The 17,193-nt window shown below is 40.3% G+C and carries 8 protein-coding genes, 1 tRNA gene and 2 pseudogenes; 5 read left to right on the top strand and 6 right to left on the bottom strand.

What is annotated here, in order from left to right; translation table 11 throughout:
• Positions 1–15 precede the first annotated feature (15 nt).
• The 4 genes and pseudogenes from HCR01_RS08840 to HCR01_RS08825 form a co-directional block, all read right to left on the bottom strand.
• Positions 16–1,761 carry an SDR family NAD(P)-dependent oxidoreductase gene (locus HCR01_RS08840; protein WP_193195842.1) on the bottom strand — a complete coding sequence of 582 codons (1,746 nt, stop codon included), beginning with the start codon at positions 1,759–1,761 and terminating at the stop codon, positions 16–18.
• 56 nt (positions 1,762–1,817) lie between these two features.
• Complete coding sequence (locus HCR01_RS08835) at positions 1,818–2,603, bottom strand: glucose 1-dehydrogenase (RefSeq protein ID WP_193195841.1); 786 nt, start codon at positions 2,601–2,603, stop codon at positions 1,818–1,820.
• Positions 2,604–2,779: 176 nt separating this feature from the next.
• Positions 2,780–8,134 (bottom strand): annotated as a pseudogene (locus HCR01_RS08830) (beta-ketoacyl synthase N-terminal-like domain-containing protein); the annotation flags it as partial.
• A gap of 430 nt (positions 8,135–8,564) precedes the next feature.
• Positions 8,565–8,810 (bottom strand): annotated as a pseudogene (locus tag HCR01_RS08825) (hypothetical protein); the annotation flags it as partial.
• 1,245 nt (positions 8,811–10,055) lie between these two features.
• Between HCR01_RS08825 and HCR01_RS08820 the strand changes: the two are divergent.
• The 4 genes from HCR01_RS08820 (at position 10,056) to HCR01_RS08805 (ending at position 14,224) form a co-directional block, all read left to right on the top strand.
• A complete protein-coding gene (locus tag HCR01_RS08820) occupies positions 10,056–10,379 on the top strand; it encodes a hypothetical protein (protein WP_191759107.1) in 324 nt (107 codons plus the stop codon).
• Positions 10,380–10,861: 482 nt separating this feature from the next.
• Positions 10,862–12,055 (top strand): ABC exporter membrane fusion protein, encoded by a 1,194-nt coding sequence (locus tag HCR01_RS08815; RefSeq protein WP_193195840.1) that lies wholly within the window; start codon positions 10,862–10,864, stop codon positions 12,053–12,055.
• A gap of 282 nt (positions 12,056–12,337) precedes the next feature.
• Positions 12,338–13,510, top strand: coding sequence for an ABC transporter permease DevC (gene devC / locus HCR01_RS08810; RefSeq protein WP_193195839.1), 1,173 nt, complete (start codon positions 12,338–12,340; stop codon positions 13,508–13,510).
• A 24-nt stretch (positions 13,511–13,534) separates the two neighbouring features.
• Positions 13,535–14,224, top strand: coding sequence for a DevA family ABC transporter ATP-binding protein (locus tag HCR01_RS08805; RefSeq protein WP_226889210.1), 690 nt, complete (start codon positions 13,535–13,537; stop codon positions 14,222–14,224).
• Positions 14,225–14,821: 597 nt separating this feature from the next.
• Here HCR01_RS08805 and HCR01_RS08800 read toward each other — a convergent pair.
• Complete coding sequence (locus tag HCR01_RS08800; RefSeq protein WP_193195838.1) at positions 14,822–15,595, bottom strand: glucosamine-6-phosphate deaminase; 774 nt, start codon at positions 15,593–15,595, stop codon at positions 14,822–14,824.
• A gap of 378 nt (positions 15,596–15,973) precedes the next feature.
• Positions 15,974–16,046 (bottom strand) — tRNA-Ala (locus HCR01_RS08795).
• Positions 16,047–16,114: 68 nt separating this feature from the next.
• Between HCR01_RS08795 and HCR01_RS08790 the strand changes: the two genes are divergently transcribed.
• Positions 16,115–17,032, top strand: coding sequence for a rhodanese-related sulfurtransferase (locus tag HCR01_RS08790; RefSeq protein WP_193195837.1), 918 nt, complete (start codon positions 16,115–16,117; stop codon positions 17,030–17,032).
• Positions 17,033–17,193: the final 161 nt, after the last annotated feature.

Raw genomic sequence — 17,193 nt, 5'->3', positions numbered from 1 at the left:
TATTCTCCTCATCTACTAGGCATTAACAGCTACGCGCTTAAGTGATTGCATAGGCCAAATAACTGCTTTGGCTCCTAGAATACGTGAGTATACTTGTCCTTGAAGATTATGGATAATGAAATCGGCAGTTAAACTGGTATCTGTTTTTGCCTTGATTTCACAAGAAACGTAAAAAGGTTCATTGCATGGTATGGGTGCAAATTGTTCATATTTGTTTAACTGTCCAGGTAGACAAACTTCTTGATGAAAATGGTTTAACCAAATCCATAACGGTTGTGTACTTAAATCAGTTGTATAAGGGTTCACCCAATGAACAGGAAACTGTCCTTGTTGCTGATCTTTGATTGCTGTCCAAAGGCATTCCGCAGTAATCTTTTCAGAACTAATGTTTAAAACTTTGGTAATTTGCTGAAAAGCTGGCCCATGAAATAAGGTTGATTCTCCATTTTGATAAAAAGATTTACCAGTATTGGTAATAATTTTATCTTCTGTTAAATCCACTGCATCATAAATTGGTGGAGCAGGTATTTTTCTCAGAAGTTTAATAAAAGCACTAAAGTGATAATGGGTTTTTCCTTCGGGCGTTTTACTTAAAATCGTAGTCTTAAATTCAATTTCTTGAGAATCTATTTTAGAAAGTTCTTTTAGCTCTAAAATATGCTCGTTAGCCAGGGTATAATTGAAAGTAATTCCCTTCAAAACTTTGAAATCTCTACAACTGAAAAATTGATAGCCTGGATACATTTCTTCACAGGCATTCATCATCCATGACATTGCACAGGTAGCTGGTAATACTGGATAACCAGCAATCACATGATTAAGCAAAAAGGGATTATCTTCGAGTGTGATCCGTCGTCGAATCTGATATATTTTCAGTTCTGAATCTATCGGTGTAGGAGGTGGAACAATTGGATTGCCTATCACAACTTGTGTAGTTGCATGATGAGCAGGATGCAGTTCATTAACTAACATTTGTGTGCCAACTTCTACAGGGATAATATCTATCCCCCGTTCGGCAAAAGCTTTTTTGAGTTCTGAAGTTACCATGCCACTATCCCATCCTCCCCAATTAATCGCCACTACGTGAGATTGTGGATAATATTGCTTGATTAAATGGGCTGATTTGTTAAGAATTTCGTTAGCGATCGCATAATCAGCCTGACCAATATTCCCATAGAAACCTGTTACTGAAGAGAATAAAATTAAATGTTGAATTTGATTAGGTGGAATACAAGACAAGAGATTTTCTAAACCTTTAACTTTCGCATTATAAACTTTTTCAAAATCTTGTTCAGTTTTCTTTTCAATCAACTTATCAGCTAAATTTCCCGCGCCGTGGATGATTCCCGTAATTGCACCTAGACGTTTCACAGTAGTAGCTAGTTTCTCCTGTAAAGCCGCTATATCTGTAACATCAACGCTAATATATTCTGCTTGCGCTCCTGTTTGTTGAATTGAAGAGAGAGTTTTTTTTATTTCGCGGCTGGAGGTAATCTGGTTATAGACTTTTTGCACACTCATAGGTGTGGGTTTTTCTCCTTGGCTAAGAAGATTCTCCATGATGCGTTTTTTCAATACAGATTCTTCAAAACAATTCTGAGCAAAATCTGGTTCAGTTTCTAAAACTTCAGAACGACCAAGGAGGATAAATTTACACGGTTGCTGCTGTGCCAATTTAATCGTACATTGAGCCGTAATACCTTTTGCACCACCGCTTACGACAAATACAGATGATGGGCTAAGTTGCGCTATTTGTGCCATAAATACTCGTACAGGAGTAGATAGTTTGCTAATAAATAGATAGATGCTTGCAGTAATTATTTATTCAAGATTACATGTCCAGACATACTGCCAGCACCATCTGCGACCATCGCATGTCCAGTAATAAAAGAAGCTTTATCTGAGCACAGAAAAACTGCAATCTCAGCAATTTCTTCTGGGGTTCCTAAACGTCCGATGGGTACTTGATTAATTGCCACTTCTTTAAAATCAAAATTTTGAGAAACTTGGCTTTCAAATAATGGCGTATTGTGGATAAATCCAGGACATAATGCATTGATACGGATACCCGCTTTTGCATATTCCAAAGCAGCTGTTTTAGTAAGTCCAATGACGCCATGTTTACTAACAGTATAGGCAGGAAAACGTTGTAAACCACTGCCTAAACCTGCCATTGAAGACATGTTAAGAATGATTCCACCGCCTTGTTCTCGCATATAAGGAATCTCGTATTTCATGCACAGCCACACGCTCTTAAGATTGATGTTGAGCACTCGATCCCAGTTTTCCTCAGTACAGGCGGCTGTTGAACTACTATGTCCCAAAATACCAGCATTGTTAAATGCACAGTTGAGCGCTCCATAAGCTTCAACAGTTTTTTTGATGAGTTGCTTAACCTCAAGCGCCTTGGTAACGTCAGTCTTAACAAAAATAGCTTCCCCGTTAGCTATCTCAATCTTGCTAACTGTATCTTCACCACCCGTAACATCCACATCAGCAACGACGACCTTTGCTCCTGCTTTGGCAAATGCTAGTGCAGAAGCTCTACCAATCCCTGAACTTCCTCCAGTCACTAAAACGACTTTTCCTGTGAATGCTGACACTTTAATACCTCGATTTTGCGTTTAGTTATAAGTAGAATAGTTAGTTTCTTTGAATTTATTGCTCTATTTTGGAGAAGTGATGTTCTACATTGAATTTGCAGTGAAGGTTGTTATTAGTCATGTGTATTGCAAAGGACAAATGACTAATAACGTTTTTAACGTAGCTTGTTATTAGCAATAAGGGTGACTCGTCCCTGTGAACCGTGAGCAACTTCACTAATATAAAGATTTGGGTCGTGAAGTTCAGCAAAAATGTGTTGTGCTGATTGCTTGGGATCTAAATCGGGACTCAAGTCGATCGCACGCGTAAATACCTTTGGCCATTCCCATCTGAGAGTTTTGGTTAATCCAAATAAACCAGCACCGATCGCACCAAAGTTGACTTTGTATTCCAACCCAAAAGCCCCATCAAGATGAGCTACAGTGCAGAAACAACTACGTCCATAACGCGCCGCTTCATTTAACGATTGTTTGAGATGTTTTGCGATCAAAAACACATGCTTGACGATCGCCTTTTCTGATTCTAAATAGGGAACTATCCCAGTGTGATTTGTTGTAAATAGAGGATGTAGGTGGATAAAAGCCCCAATTGCACCGTAGTGAGTGGCGATCGCCGTTAATTTTTCTTGAAGATGTTCTTCACTTAAGTTATCCAAGGTTACGCGAGTCACACCCTCGGTTAAAGGCGATCGCTGGGGGATAAGCGATTGTGGGAAACTTAAAACCACCACTTTCCAGCCTTGTTCAATCAGAGAATGAGCCAATTTAGAAGTAGTGAGGGAACCATCATCGGTGATTAAGCTGATATATCCCTCTGGTAAACTGAAATCCAAATAATCTGGTGGCGGTAAGGTTTTGAGTTTGACTGGACAGCGGGGGATATTCTGGATTATTTGAGGTGGCTGCTGCTCAAACTCATGCTCAGACTTTTTTTTTTCACCACCAACTAACTGTTGGAGATAATCAACAATTTGACCAATGGTGCGTAGTTCTCCCAAATCTTCGACATTTGGCTTGGGTAAATTGGGGTACATTTCTTGCATCGCCCCCAAAATTTCCACACGTTTGATGGAGTCAATCCCCAAATCCGCCTCCATGTCCATGTCTAACTCTAGCATCTCTACTGGATAGCCAGTTTTATCACTGGTGATGGTTAACAAGGCTTGGCTCAAGTCTGCGTCATTAGCTACTGCGATTTCTGTTTCTGTGTTGAATGCTACGATTTTGTTGATTGGAGATTGGGTAGATTGTTCGCCTAGTTCATTGGCGGCTAAATTTTTGACTTCCAAAGAAAAACTTGGCGTCCGGGATTGGAGATACTCCACAACTTGACCGATTGTGCGTAACTCTCCCAGTTCTTCTACATTCCCCTTGGGCAAATCGGGGTAGATTTCTTGTAGCGCCCCTAAGATTTCCACGCGTTTGATGGAATCAATCCCTAAATCTGCCTCCATGTCCATGTCCATTTCGAGCATTTCGACTGGGTAGCCTGTCTTATCACTAATGATATTAAGCAGAGTTTGACTCAAGGTGGCTTGATCTACAGGGGCTACTGTAGTGATCGCAGTATGATCCTTGAGTGCGATCATCTCTTGGACTGTTGCTTGATGATTTGCACCATCACTATTAGTTGTTAGCTCTGAGTTGGTGACATTGAGCAGAGTTTGACTCAGGGTGGCTTGATCTACAGTGGCTACTGTGGCGATCGCAGTATGATCCTTGAGTGCGATCATCTCTTGGACTGTTGCTTGATGATTTGCATCATCACCATTAGTTGTTAGCTCTGAGTTGGTGTTAAAGCCGTTACTCGTTACAACCAAAACAGATTGATCTTCTGGGAGCAGTGAAGGCGCACAGTCAACATGGTGGTTAGTGACATTACCAAGAAGCTGCTGCTCATACTGTTGTTGGAGCAATTGGAAGAAGTTTTTAGTATATTCCTGCTGATAGTTCAGATATTCTTCATGAACACGCAGGGTTTCAGCTTGATGGTCATGAAACCGCATGATACTGCGCTCTGAACTAGAAAGTGCAAGTTGCTGCGTTTGCGCTTGTTGCTCAGTGAATTTACCATTTCCCCACAACGATTGCTGTTGCTGCATTAATTGGAAAAAGGTTTTGGTATATTCTGTCTGATGCTTCAAAGATTGCTCGTGAACCTGCAAGACGCTACGTTGATGACGATTGAACTCGATCAGAGTGTACTCTAAGCTGTCTATAGCTCTTTGGGAAGGGTCTGAACTTGGTTGCGGAGGATTGATATCCAGTTTTTCTGATTGCTTTTTGTTCACAGATTTCGCTCCACCGTTAACTGCTTTGCTCTCCATTGGTTCAAACTGATTAGTTAGCCAGCGTGTTGAAGAGCCAGCACCGTTGTCAGCTAACGCTACGGCAGGGTTTTCCGAACTAGGCAACCGACTTAGTGTTTCCACCGTAGGATTTGGCGTAGTCAAGAAGTTTGTTGTTGGTAGATCTTCGATAAATATTGTTGGTTTCTTGCCGTTACTGCCGCTTAATGTAACTTTATGCCCATTTTGCAGCGCTTTTTCAAAGGACTGCTTCGTTTTTTCAGACACATAGTTAGTACTATCTAAGCGGACATTTAATAGCTGATTTAGGGAAACTTCTGGGATTTGGCTTTCTAGTTGACAAGGGTCGAAGTTTCGCAAAAGTAAGCCAGCGACGCGCAATTGCACAACAGCTTCTCGGAAAGTGCGATCGCTATCTTTGGAAGAATTAGCATTTAAAGCCACAGCTATGTGAGGGCGATCGCTCAAGATATCTTTTACCAAACTTGTGAGAATACTTCGCGGCCCAAATTCAATAAAGCAAGAACCACCTTCAGCATAAATATTTTCAATCTCCTGCTTAAATAACACCTGATTCCTCAGATGTTCTTTGAGGACTTTTTGAATAACTTGCGGCTCGCTTGGATAAGGTTTTCCTGTGACATTGGTATAAACCGGAATTTGTGGCTCTTTGAAGGTTACTTTCTCAACTGCTTTGGCAAAAGGTTTCTGTGCATGAGCCACGAGTGGTGTATGAAAAGCCGCTGAAACTCCCAGTAAAACGGCAGAGAACCCTTGAGTTTTCAGGATTTCTTGCACTTTGGCAATTTCAGCTTTTGTTCCTGCCAAAACTACTTGATGATGGGAATTCAAATTAGCAACGGTAACTTGAGGGAAATTCTTGATTAGTTCTGTAACCTGACTAACATCCCCTTTCACCGCCAGCATCGCTCCCGCATCAAATTGGGGATCTTGGGGTGCAGCCATAGCTTGACCCCTAGCTTTGACCAGAAAGAAGTAATCTTCTTCACTCAAAACGCCCGCAGCCCACAAAGCCGTCAGTTCTCCGAAGCTATGTCCAGCAACAAAATCCGGCTTAAACCCAGCTTGTTGCAATATCTTGTACAAACCAACGCTAAAAGCTGCGATCGCAGGCTGTGCATATTCTGTCAGTTGTAATCTCTCCAACTGAGCAGCCTTTTGCTCTGAATCGAAGACAGGAGCCGGGAAAACGACTTCTGAAAGGGGGTGCAAACCATCTTGGCGCAACAGAATGTCCATCTGGGTATAAATCTGCTGCAAGTCAGGGAAGTTGATCAAGATTTCCCGGCCCATCTCCAAGTATTGCGAGCCTTGTCCAGAAAACAGCGCTACTACCTTACCCTTTGTCGTCATCCCAGTTTTGCGGTAGTAAATTCCTTGAGGATGCTCCCAAGATTCGGCTTGCGGTTTGTTTGTCAGCCAGTCAATACTTATTTGCAACAAGTCACAAGCCTGCGCCAGAGAATTAGCAACAAACCCAACTCTGGCATTTGCAAGAGGAATTTCTAGAGATTTACACGCCGAAATCAGTTCTGTATAATGCTGTTTCCCGGCATCGGATTGCAATTGAAGCCGGACTTCTTGAGCGCGTGACAACAATTTCTCAGGTGTTGACGCAAATAGAAGCACCTGCTGAGAACTGTTGTGTAAACGACGATAAGGAAGATTGCGATCGCTTTTGTATTCTTCTAGGACAACATGATAATTTGTGCCACCAAAACCAAAAGAACTTACCCCTGCACGTCTTGGTTGGTTATCGGCGTGAATCCAAGGCCTCGTTTCTGTATTTAAATAAAATGGAGAACTATCAATTTTCAGTTTCGGATGCGGTTTGGTGATGTTAATCGTCGGTGGCAATACTTTGTGGTGTAAAGCCAAAGCCGTTTTGATCAGACTCGCTGCACCTGCGGCCGCTTTTGTATGTCCAATCTGTGATTTGACAGTTCCTAGAGCAATATATTGTTTTCTGGGATTGTTTTCGCCAAAAACCTCTTTTATAGATAAGAATTCAGTTGGATCTCCCACCATCGTGCCTGTGCCGTGTGCTTCAACTAAACCGACACTTGCAGGCGAAAATCCTGCATCTTCATAAGCACGACGTAAGGCTTTGACTTGACCTTCTGAACTCGGTGCATAGATGCTTTTATAACGACCGTCGCTGGAAGTCCCAATACCTTTAATGACTGCATAGATTCGGTCATTGTCTCGCTCAGCATCCTCAAGACGCTTCAGCACCAACATCCCGACACCTTCACCCATCATCATCCCATCGGATTCGGCATCGAAAGGTTTAACATTCTGGCTTGGGGAAACAGCAGGAGTTTTGCTGAAACACATATAAGCAAAAATCGAGTTGTCTGTGTCAACACCGCCAGTGAGCATCATATCGGCTCGATGTTCGGTTAGCTCACTCACAGCCATTTTGAGGGCACTCAATGAACTAGCGCAAGCGGCATCTACTACACAGTTAGTTCCTCCTAAATCCAAGCGATTGGCAATTCGTCCAGCAACTACGTTAGCTAGCATTCCGGGGAAGGCATTTTCTTCCCATTGCACATATGCACTTTTGATTTTCTCGATAATTTTTTGCGTATCTTCATCGGATAAGCCGCTGCTTTTGAGCGCTTTTTCCCAAACCGGATACTGCAATCTTGCACCTAATGGAACCGCCAACTGCCTTCCTGTTGCTGCACCCAAAATCACGCCAGTGCGTTGGCGATTAAACTGTCGAGATTCGCCGTAACCCGCATCTTCAATTGCTGCTTTAGCAACAACTAGACCCAGCAGTTGCGAAATATCCGTGACTTCCAGGATGTTGGGCGGAAGCCCAAATTCCAGGGGATTAAAGTCAATTTCGGGGATAAATCCGCCTCGTTTGCAGTAGGTTTTGTCAGGTGTTCTGGGGTTGGGATCGTAATAGTCTTCTACACTCCAACGCGAAGGAGGGACATCAGTAATACAATCAACTTTTTGAACAATCTTTTCCCAATATTCCTGTAAATTTTTGGATTGCGGGAATATCGAAGCCATGCCGATAATCGCAATATGGTTTTGTTGCTGTTTTGTAGTGACTTTGGTGCTTAGGGGTGCATTTTCAACCATAATTTTTTTCACCTGTATGAGCTTGAGCAGGGACTTCTCACAGTTGCTCACTTCGTCTTGCAACTGTGCTAAAACAGCTTCAACTCTAGAAGCAGCCATGACTTCATCTTCACTATCGTGCTTGTGAAATTGTAGATATGTTGAGATCACTTCCTCAATCAATGAGGTAAATTGAAATTAGATTTAGGAGAAATACTTTTGTTGACAAATAAGTTGTGGATGACTTAAAGGCTACAACATGAATTGTTGACCGACTTGAGCTTGGATAGTTTGATCCAGAAGACTTATCCTACTTTGTGTCATCCTATTAAATTGTCACTTGCGATTATATTAGATTGGTGAGTTGTGCATCGCAATTGATATGCAACTTACATGCAACTTAATCTGTTCTGCTAGATAAAATGTTGGTTCATAATTTTGTTGGTGATTTCAAATTAATAGTCTAAGTTTTGGTTTGCTTATCTACCGATAATGATTGGGTGGATGAATCATCATCTGTATGACAAACTTCTATAGAATTGCTTGCAAAATTAGGTTCTTCATCTCTTTCACTTATTATCGCCTGGCGCTGAACAGCAGCTAATAGCTTTCGCTCAAGTTCACTAATACTAATTCCAAGCTCAGAAGCAGTTTTAGTTTTCCATTCTTCTAGCTCAAAATCATGATAATTGAGCCATTCATGCACTGCAAGGCGGGCCATCTCAGCTTTGCGAAGAGTCTGGCGGGCTGCATGAAAAATGAGCCGCTGGTTATCAAAGCTTGGCAATGAGAGCATGAATCGCTGTAGTTTCATTTTCTCTGAGGTCTTGGGGGCGATCGCTGTCACTCACATAGCTATAAAACTCTTAGTTATTAGTATGCCATACAGTAGTAATTAATCACAAAAGTTGCATACAAATTGCATCTATCTTAATTTATATCCTTATTATTAACTGTTGAAACTGCTAAGAAAATAATTCATGTCAAAGTAAGCTGATACTGCACATAATTTCTGTCACTCATCGGTGAACTACATAACTTATTTCTTAATCCATAAATGAAATTACGAGGTTCATCAGCTTAGTTTTGTTTAAATTGGCATTTTCAAACATTAGACCTCACGCATAAATGCTTAAATTGTCATGTTGAGCATTCGCGTAGCGTCTCGCAGAGAAGCGAAACATCTCGGAGATTCTTTCTTGCGGAACCAAGATGCTTTTGCGTTGGGGTACCCCCCATTACGTTCTGGTCAGAATGACACTAATAATTTTCAGATTTTTGCAAGAGGTCTATTCCCTAGCGATCCTTTATCTAAACTGCAACTGCTTGACTATTAAAAGTGTAATGTATAACAAGTTACACAAACTAAACTTTCATAAGCAGCTTTCGTAGAATATTAGACAAGTTGTATCTGATAATTAACTGTGTATAAGAAAGTATTAAGCAATAAAATGTCTCCTATTTACATCTATCCAAAAGTTGATTTATTTTAAACTTACATATATAGCAATCAATTGATTATTTTTTTTGGTAAAATTTTTATTTATAAAGAATACGATTTTGCAGCAATGTAAAGTTAGCCACTGGTAACTATATCTAAAGAATGACAAATAATATGACAAATCAAGTATGCATCATATCCTTTGTAGTCCAGATCAATCCTTTTGAGATGTTGGTTAATAGCGCGGACAAAATACGGTTAATTCCAATAGTATAAACTGATAAGCTATCATCACTAATTTAGAGAATTTACATCAATCATACTATTAGTTATTTGGCATCAAACTTGTTGCATATGGGTTGCAATTGAGTATCAAGCAGTTTATCGTATGTGATTAAATCAAGGAATTTCATACTGTTCGATTAGTATAGTGGAAAGATGCAAAGGTTAGAAGAATAAAAATCTTAAATTCATCTGATTACTTCATCACTTCCTACATTATTAACCGCACAGTATGCGATACGAACTAATGCGATAAACCGTCTTGTAGAAAGCGTTCTGCATCATTTGATTTAAACGAAACTATAAGGGCTTGCTGGCATGAGACTATCTGAGCTAGATCCACTCATCCCGCTAACTGAGTTAAGAAATGAACTCCTTAAGTTGCCAAAAGGCTACTCGTTTTATGAAGAAGAACTGGTAGACTTTTTATCTCGACGAAGATGGCCTGAGAGCAATCGCCGCATTGACCGGACAACTTTCTGGCGGTGGAGAAATGACAATGGAATTGAGCATCAAAAAGTATTCAGCAGATTAGATATCTTGAAACTCTGCCAAATTTGCGATCACTATCGCATAGATGGAACTCGCAATGAATACTTAGCGATCATGAAAAAGAGCAAAGAGGTAGTATTAAACAAGTAAAGATACATCTGATTGGATGGATAAAGTACCAAATGGCTCTACTAAAAGCTGATTTTGCTAACGGATTGATGGATACTTTTGCGATAGTTCCATCTTCCTAGCTTTTTCTTTGCTAACAATTTAGACCCGACGTTATCAGGCAATGCTATAAAGTGTACTTTATCTTCTGTCTTACTTGAAACTCTACTTTCATCCTGCGTTGTCAAAGCAGTTTATAGGCATCTCATGCATAAAGTGAGAGATCCCCCCTTATCAGTGTCATTCAAGTTGCTTTAAATCATTCAAACAACGCAGTCAGTAATTCAAAACTCCCGCTTCAAAATACAAAAACCTAATGGTGAGCAGTATTCTGGCTGCTTGCTGCATGTAAATTAAATGCACGAGTGGCGTAGATGCAAAAAGAAGTCTAATCGCTAGGAATTGGTGATTAAAACTTTAAAAGCAGCTTGTTGTTAGACATCGCTAACTTGGAAGACATGATTATGGTACACAAACAAAAGCAATCATTTATAAAACCAGCAGGTTGGCCGTCGATAATTTTGGCAGTTGCGCTGGCTGTAGCAACTGGTGCAGTTTCTATTTATAGCTTTTCACGATTTCAAAACTCTATATTGAACCCTCCGGCACCTACCCCAAGCAGTCTTCCTACTATGGCTGCTGTTGCTGCTTTAGGACGTTTAGAACCGCAAGGGGAAGTTATTCGTCTTTCAGCCCCCGATTCCCAAGCGGGCGTTCGAGTTGCAAAACTCCTGGTAAATAAAGGCGACAGAGTACGTCGAGGGCAAATAGTTGCAATTCTTGATAGTTACGAGACTCGGCTTGCAGCCTTAGAAAAAGCCCGAAAACAAGTCTTAGTTGCCCAAGCTAATCTCAACCAAGTAAAAGCGGGAGCAAAAGCTGGAGATATCTCTGCACAACAAGCAACAATTGCTCGTTTAGAAGCTGAGTTAAATGGTGAAATTTCTGCACAACAAGCAACCATCGCTCGTATAGCGGCGGAATTGCGTAATGCTGAAAGCGAAAATCAGCGATATCAGCAGTTATATAAAGAAGGTGCAATTTCATCTTCCGACTCAGACACTAGGCGTTTGCGAGTCGAGACTGTTCAACAACAACTCAATGAAGCTAAAGCTTCCCTCAACCGTACCGTTGAAACTATTCAAAAGCAGTTAAGCGAAGCCAAAGCCAAGCTTAAGAGTATTGCTGAAATCCGTCCTACAGATATACAAGCAGCACAAGCTGATGTAGACAGTGCGATCGCCTCAGTGAAACAGGCTCAAGCAGACTGGGATTTAAGTGTTGTGCGATCGCCTCTAGCAGGACAAATCTTAAAAATTAACTCTTGGCCCGGAGAAATTATTGGTAGTACGGGAATAGCTAACTTAGGTCGCACACAGCAGATGTATGTAGTAGCAGAAGTCTATGAAACTGATATCCAAAAAGTGCGTATAGGTCAGTCTGCTACCATTACTAGCGATGCTTTTTCAGGAAAATTAAAAGGAACAGTCACAGATATCGGCTTACAAGTTGGTAAACAAAATATCTTCAGTAACAATCTACAATCAGACACAGATAATAAAGTTGTTGACGTAAAAATTCGCATCAACAACTTAGCAGATAACGAACAAGTTGCTGCTCTTACTGAATTACAGGTACAGGTACTCATTGATATATAAACTCCTGGAATAACTTTATAGTGTGGGAAAAAGCTAAAGGATAAATTTCAGCCTTTCCCCTTTTCCTTTTCCCCCTCAACCCAAATGTGGGTAATGACATTCAACTTTACTCAACATAACAATTCAAGTATTTTGACTCGCTCTCCCTAGCGCTATCAAACCCCGTACTCTTGTGGTCGGGGTCAATCCAAAATCGTTCGACTGAGCGTAGTCGAAGTCCAAAATTTAAAATCCAAAATCGATTGGCCAACAGTCTAATCTGCATCACTTGAGGTTTACAAGATGATTCTCAATATACCTCTAGCTTGGCTACAACTATCACAACAAAAAGCTCGCTTTCTTGTAGCTTTAGCTGGTATCGCTTTTGTCGCAGTTTTGATGTTTATGCAAATTGGTTTCCAAGATGCCCTTTATGCTAGTGCTACAAAGCTGCATAAAAATCTTCAAGGAGATTTATTTATTATCAGCGCCCAATATAAATCTTTGACATCTAATCAAAGCTTTCCTCGTTGGCGTTTGTATCAGGCGTTAGGTGTTGATGGCGTAGAATCAGTTAGCCCTTTATACATGCAATTTGCTAAGCTGAAAAATCCAGTTAGTGGTCTAAAGTTTCCACTATATGTGATTGGGTTTGATCCAGTTAAATCAGTTTTTAACTCTCCAGATGTTCAGCAAAATTATAAGTTATTACAAAACCCTAGGATAGTTTTATTCGACCGTGCTTCTAGACCTGAATTTGGAGCGATCACTCAAGATTTTGAGCAGGGAAAAAATGTAAATATTGAAATATTCAGCTATGCTGCATTAGTTGGCTATAAAGTTAAAGTTGGAGGCTTATTCAGCCTAGGGCCTTCCTTTGGGGTTGATGGCAATTTGATTGTTAGTTCCTCAGCTTTCCTCCGAATATTCCAAGATCGTTCGGTACAAAATATAGATATAGGATTAATTCAACTAAAACCTGATGCTGATCCCAAAAAAGTTTTAGCAACTTTATCAGCTAGCTTACCCAAAGATGTTATGGTTGTGACTCGCAAGGATTTTATTACATTTGAAAAAAACTATTGGACTCTCAGAACGCCTATTGGATTTGTATTTAATCTAATGGTAATTATGGGGTTTGTTGTTGGTGTAATAGTCGTCTATCAAATCCTTTATAGTAATATTTCTACTCACTTAGCTGAATATGCAACATTAAAAGCAATGGGCTTTAAAAACAAATATCTACTGAGTGTAGTTTTTCAACAAGCTTTAATCTTAGCATCTCTAGGTTATATTCCAGGTTTTGCTATATCTATAGCTCTGTATGATGTGGCCAAAAATGCTACTCAATTGCCAGTTAGCATGAGTTCAGACAAAGCAGCTATAGTATTGATTTCTGCAATTACAATGTGCTTAACTTCGGGATTTTTATCTACAAATAAACTCCGAAAGGTAGACCCAGCAGATATTTTCTAACTTAATGTTTATCTTCATAAAATAATGAAACCAAAATTTATTGTTGACATCAAAAATCTTAATCAATACTTTGGCAAAAGAACATTACGCAGTCAGATCCTCTTTGATATTAATTTTAGGATCAAATATGGAGAAATTGTAATTATGACTGGGCCATCAGGCTCAGGAAAAACGACTTTACTAACTTTAATTGGCGGGTTACGTTCTGTCCAAGAGGGAAGTCTAGAATTTTTAGGTCAGGAGCTTTATGGAGCCAGTGATGAGCAATTAGTAAAAGTACGCCGCCATATCGGTTATATTTTCCAAGCTCACAACTTGCTGGATTTCTTAACAGCCCGACAGAATGTCCAAATGTCTCTTGAATTACATAAAGGTATTTCCGAATTGGAAGCTTGTAGTAAGTCAGAAGCGATGCTTAATGCTGTTAAATTGGATAATCGAGTTAATTACTACCCACATGATCTCTCAGGAGGACAAAAGCAACGGGTAGCTATTGCCCGTGCCTTAGTAAGTCATCCTAAGTTAGTATTAGCTGATGAACCTACTGCTGCTTTAGATAGCAAGTCAGGTCGAGATGTTGTTAACTTAATGCAGCAATTAGCTAAAGAACAGAATTGCGCCATTTTAATGGTTACTCACGACAACCGAATTTTAGATGTTGCCGATCGCATAATTCACATGGAAGATGGCCATCTGATTAAAGAAGTTTTGTAATGTCTAAATAGGATGATACTAGAATGTGTATTACACTTGTATCTAGGGTAACAACCTAATTATAATAAGGAGCCAGAGAAAAGTCTAAGGGTCGGCTATCACGGTAGACGCGGCTCAAGATTTTCTTGGCAATGCACTGGCTCCTGCTAACTTCTGAATTTATCTTTTTCAATAAAAATATTCCTTAAGTCTAAGGTAGAACACATCTGGAGTATGAGGCTATGTCTTCACGGGTAATAGAAAATATAAAAATGTTAATACGCAATTTCAATATAGAAATCTAGTTAAATCAAGCGATCGCTCATGTTTATCAATAATTCAAACCCCGTAAATATCGTATAATATGGTAAAAGATTTTGTTTTCTGCCTCCAAGAAGCAGCTTTATCTCTGATATTTAAAAAGTCTTGGATACCTAAAGAACCTTCAGAATGTTATGTGAATCCTCCCTGTGGATGTAATAATCCAGGAAAAAACCTCAAGTGTGAGGATTGTCCCTATCTTGAGGCTTGCCTATCTAATTGCAGGCTTGAAACAATTTATAGAAAGTAATTTTCAAGCATCCCTGTGAGTTTCTTGTTTAAGTAATTGGGAGTACTTTAAGACAGCAGTCCGGCAGAATTAACATCCAGAAATAACGTTGCTTGGGGTTGCTGACGCAAAATAGAAGCTGGATAATCTGTGCTTATAGACCTCTGTAATATCTCCTTGACCACATGTGCTTTACGTTTTTCTGGCGCTAAGCAGATAATTTTTTTTGCTGAACAAATCATCGGGATTGTTAGAGTAAAAGCGTATTGCGGCACAGTTTCTAGATTCGGGAAATGACCTGTACTTACCTGTTGCTGACGATTCACAGTATCCAGTTTCACTAGCTTTACGCTATAAGGATCTTGAAAATTCGCTACAGATGGATCGTTAAAAGCCAAATGCCCATTTTCGCCAATACCGAGACAGCATAAGTCAATTGGTTGTGCTTGTAATAGCTTAGTGTAGCGATCGCATTCTGCCACAGGTTGCAATGTATCACCTTCTATATAGTGAAATTGCTTCGGATCAACTCGCTTCTCCACACGTTCTCGCATATATCGCCGGAAACTTGCAGAATGTTCAGCAGCAATTCCTAAATATTCATCTAGATGAAACAAGGTAATCCGTGACCAATCTACACCACCCAATGCAATCAAAGCATCAAGGAATTTGAGTTGAGAGTTACCTGTTGCTAACAATACGGCGGCTGTATCCTGTTGCGTGAGAACGTCCTTTAAATAACTTTGGGCAATTTCGGCAACGTTCTGCGCCATTTCGACTTCAGAGTTGTAAATCTGCACAAATAGATCATCGACGCGAAAAAAGTTTGTGGCGGCTAGCATGTGCTTACACAGAAGGTTGTCAACTTAATTCGTAATTCGTAATTACTACTTTTACAAGGAAATAACTTGAGGATCGGTACTTGTCCGCTCATCAACTCACTATTTACTAGAGGTTTTAGGATTTAGCAGTTTCAGTTAACCTATGACCAGTTTAAAACAATCTCCTGTTCTTTAGCAGGTTCGTTTAATTCTCATGTTTGACTGCTTACACTATCATCTGTCCCCGCGTCCGCCAGAGATTAAAATCTCAGGCTAATAGCTAAAGTCGTCTCAAGACGACTAGTCAGGAGTTTGAGTCCACTGGAGTAGACTTCTGCTACTAGCCTGGAAATTTATTTCCAAGCGATCGAGGATACTAATTCAGTGTGTACAGGAGAATGGAGGTTAGCGGACTCGAACCGCTGACATCCTGCTTGCAAAGCAGGCGCTCTACCAACTGAGCTAAACCCCCATAAAATTAAAAAGGCAGACTTTGTTTGCCCTCGTTATTTTAACTTATATTGTTCCTTTGTCAAAGAGATGAAGTCAGAAAACACCCAAGTTGTTGCAGCACTGTATAAATTTGTTAAATTGCCAGATTTTGCCCAAAAACGAGATTCTTTGTTGTCTTACTGCCAAGCGCAAGGTGTTAAGGGAACAATTTTGCTTGCAGCAGAAGGCATTAACGGGACGATCGCAGGTTCGCGTCAAGCGGTTGACTCTGTTATCTGTTTTCTGCGTTCTGACCTCCGTTTTGCAGACCTAGAATACAAAGAATCCTATACTGATACCCCGCCATTTGAGCGGATGAAAGTACGGTTGAAACCAGAAATTGTCACTCTGGGATTGCCTGAAGTTGACCCGAATGAGCAAGTTGGTACTTATGTCAATCCCCAAGAATGGAATGATTTAATTTCCGATCCAGAAGTAACCGTGATTGACACCCGCAATGATTATGAAGTGAATATCGGCACTTTCCAAGGAGCGCAAAATCCGCAGACTGACTCATTTAAGGAATTTCCAGAATACGTTCGCCAGCATCTTGATCCAACTAAACACAAAAAGGTTGCCCTCTTTTGTACTGGGGGCATTCGCTGTGAAAAAGCTTCATCCTTTATGCTTGCCCAAGGATTTGCAGAAGTCTATCACCTCAAAGGCGGCATTCTCAAGTATTTGGAAGAAGTCTCAGCAGCAGAAAGTTTGTGGCAAGGGGAATGTTTTGTTTTTGATGAGCGAGTAGCCGTCAGTCATGGGTTAGAAGAAGGGAGTTATGAATTGTGTCTCAGTTGTGGACGTCCAATTTCTGAAGAAGATAAGATGTCTGCCAAGTATGAAGAAGGCATTTCCTGTGCCTATTGTTTTGATAGTTTAACCGAGGAGAAAAGAGCGCGTCAGCAAGAAAAATGGCGACAGATACAGTTAAAGGGCAATACAGTTCAGTTAAGCCCAAAAAATTAAATTATGTAGGTTGGGTTGAGGAACGAAACCCAACGTTTGCAGGCCTTTGTTGGGTTTCACTGCGTTCAACCCAACCTACAATTATTCTTAACTGAACCGTATTGAGTTAAAGGGGACTGGGGACTAGGGACACTTCGACATATCTCGACTATGCTCGATAA

The sequence above is a fragment of the Nostoc sp. MG11 genome, from assembly GCF_014904695.1.
In the GTDB taxonomy this organism is placed as follows: Bacteria; Cyanobacteriota; Cyanobacteriia; order Cyanobacteriales; family Nostocaceae; genus Komarekiella.
Note: the sequence above shows the minus strand (reverse complement) of the source record. Positions and strands in the feature narration are given on the sequence as shown.

Excerpts from the sequence above, each read along its gene's own strand:
- HCR01_RS08840 (WP_193195842.1), bottom strand. The coding sequence starts at position 1,761 with ATGGCACAAATAGCGCAACTTAGCCCATCATCTGTATTTGTCGTAAGC.
- HCR01_RS08820 (WP_191759107.1), top strand. The coding sequence starts at position 10,056 with ATGAGACTATCTGAGCTAGATCCACTCATCCCGCTAACTGAGTTAAGA.
- HCR01_RS08815 (WP_193195840.1), top strand. The coding sequence starts at position 10,862 with ATGGTACACAAACAAAAGCAATCATTTATAAAACCAGCAGGTTGGCCG.
- devC (WP_193195839.1), top strand. The coding sequence starts at position 12,338 with ATGATTCTCAATATACCTCTAGCTTGGCTACAACTATCACAACAAAAA.
- HCR01_RS08805 (WP_226889210.1), top strand. The coding sequence starts at position 13,535 with ATGAAACCAAAATTTATTGTTGACATCAAAAATCTTAATCAATACTTT.
- HCR01_RS08800 (WP_193195838.1), bottom strand. The coding sequence starts at position 15,595 with ATGCTAGCCGCCACAAACTTTTTTCGCGTCGATGATCTATTTGTGCAG.
- HCR01_RS08790 (WP_193195837.1), top strand. The coding sequence starts at position 16,115 with ATGAAGTCAGAAAACACCCAAGTTGTTGCAGCACTGTATAAATTTGTT.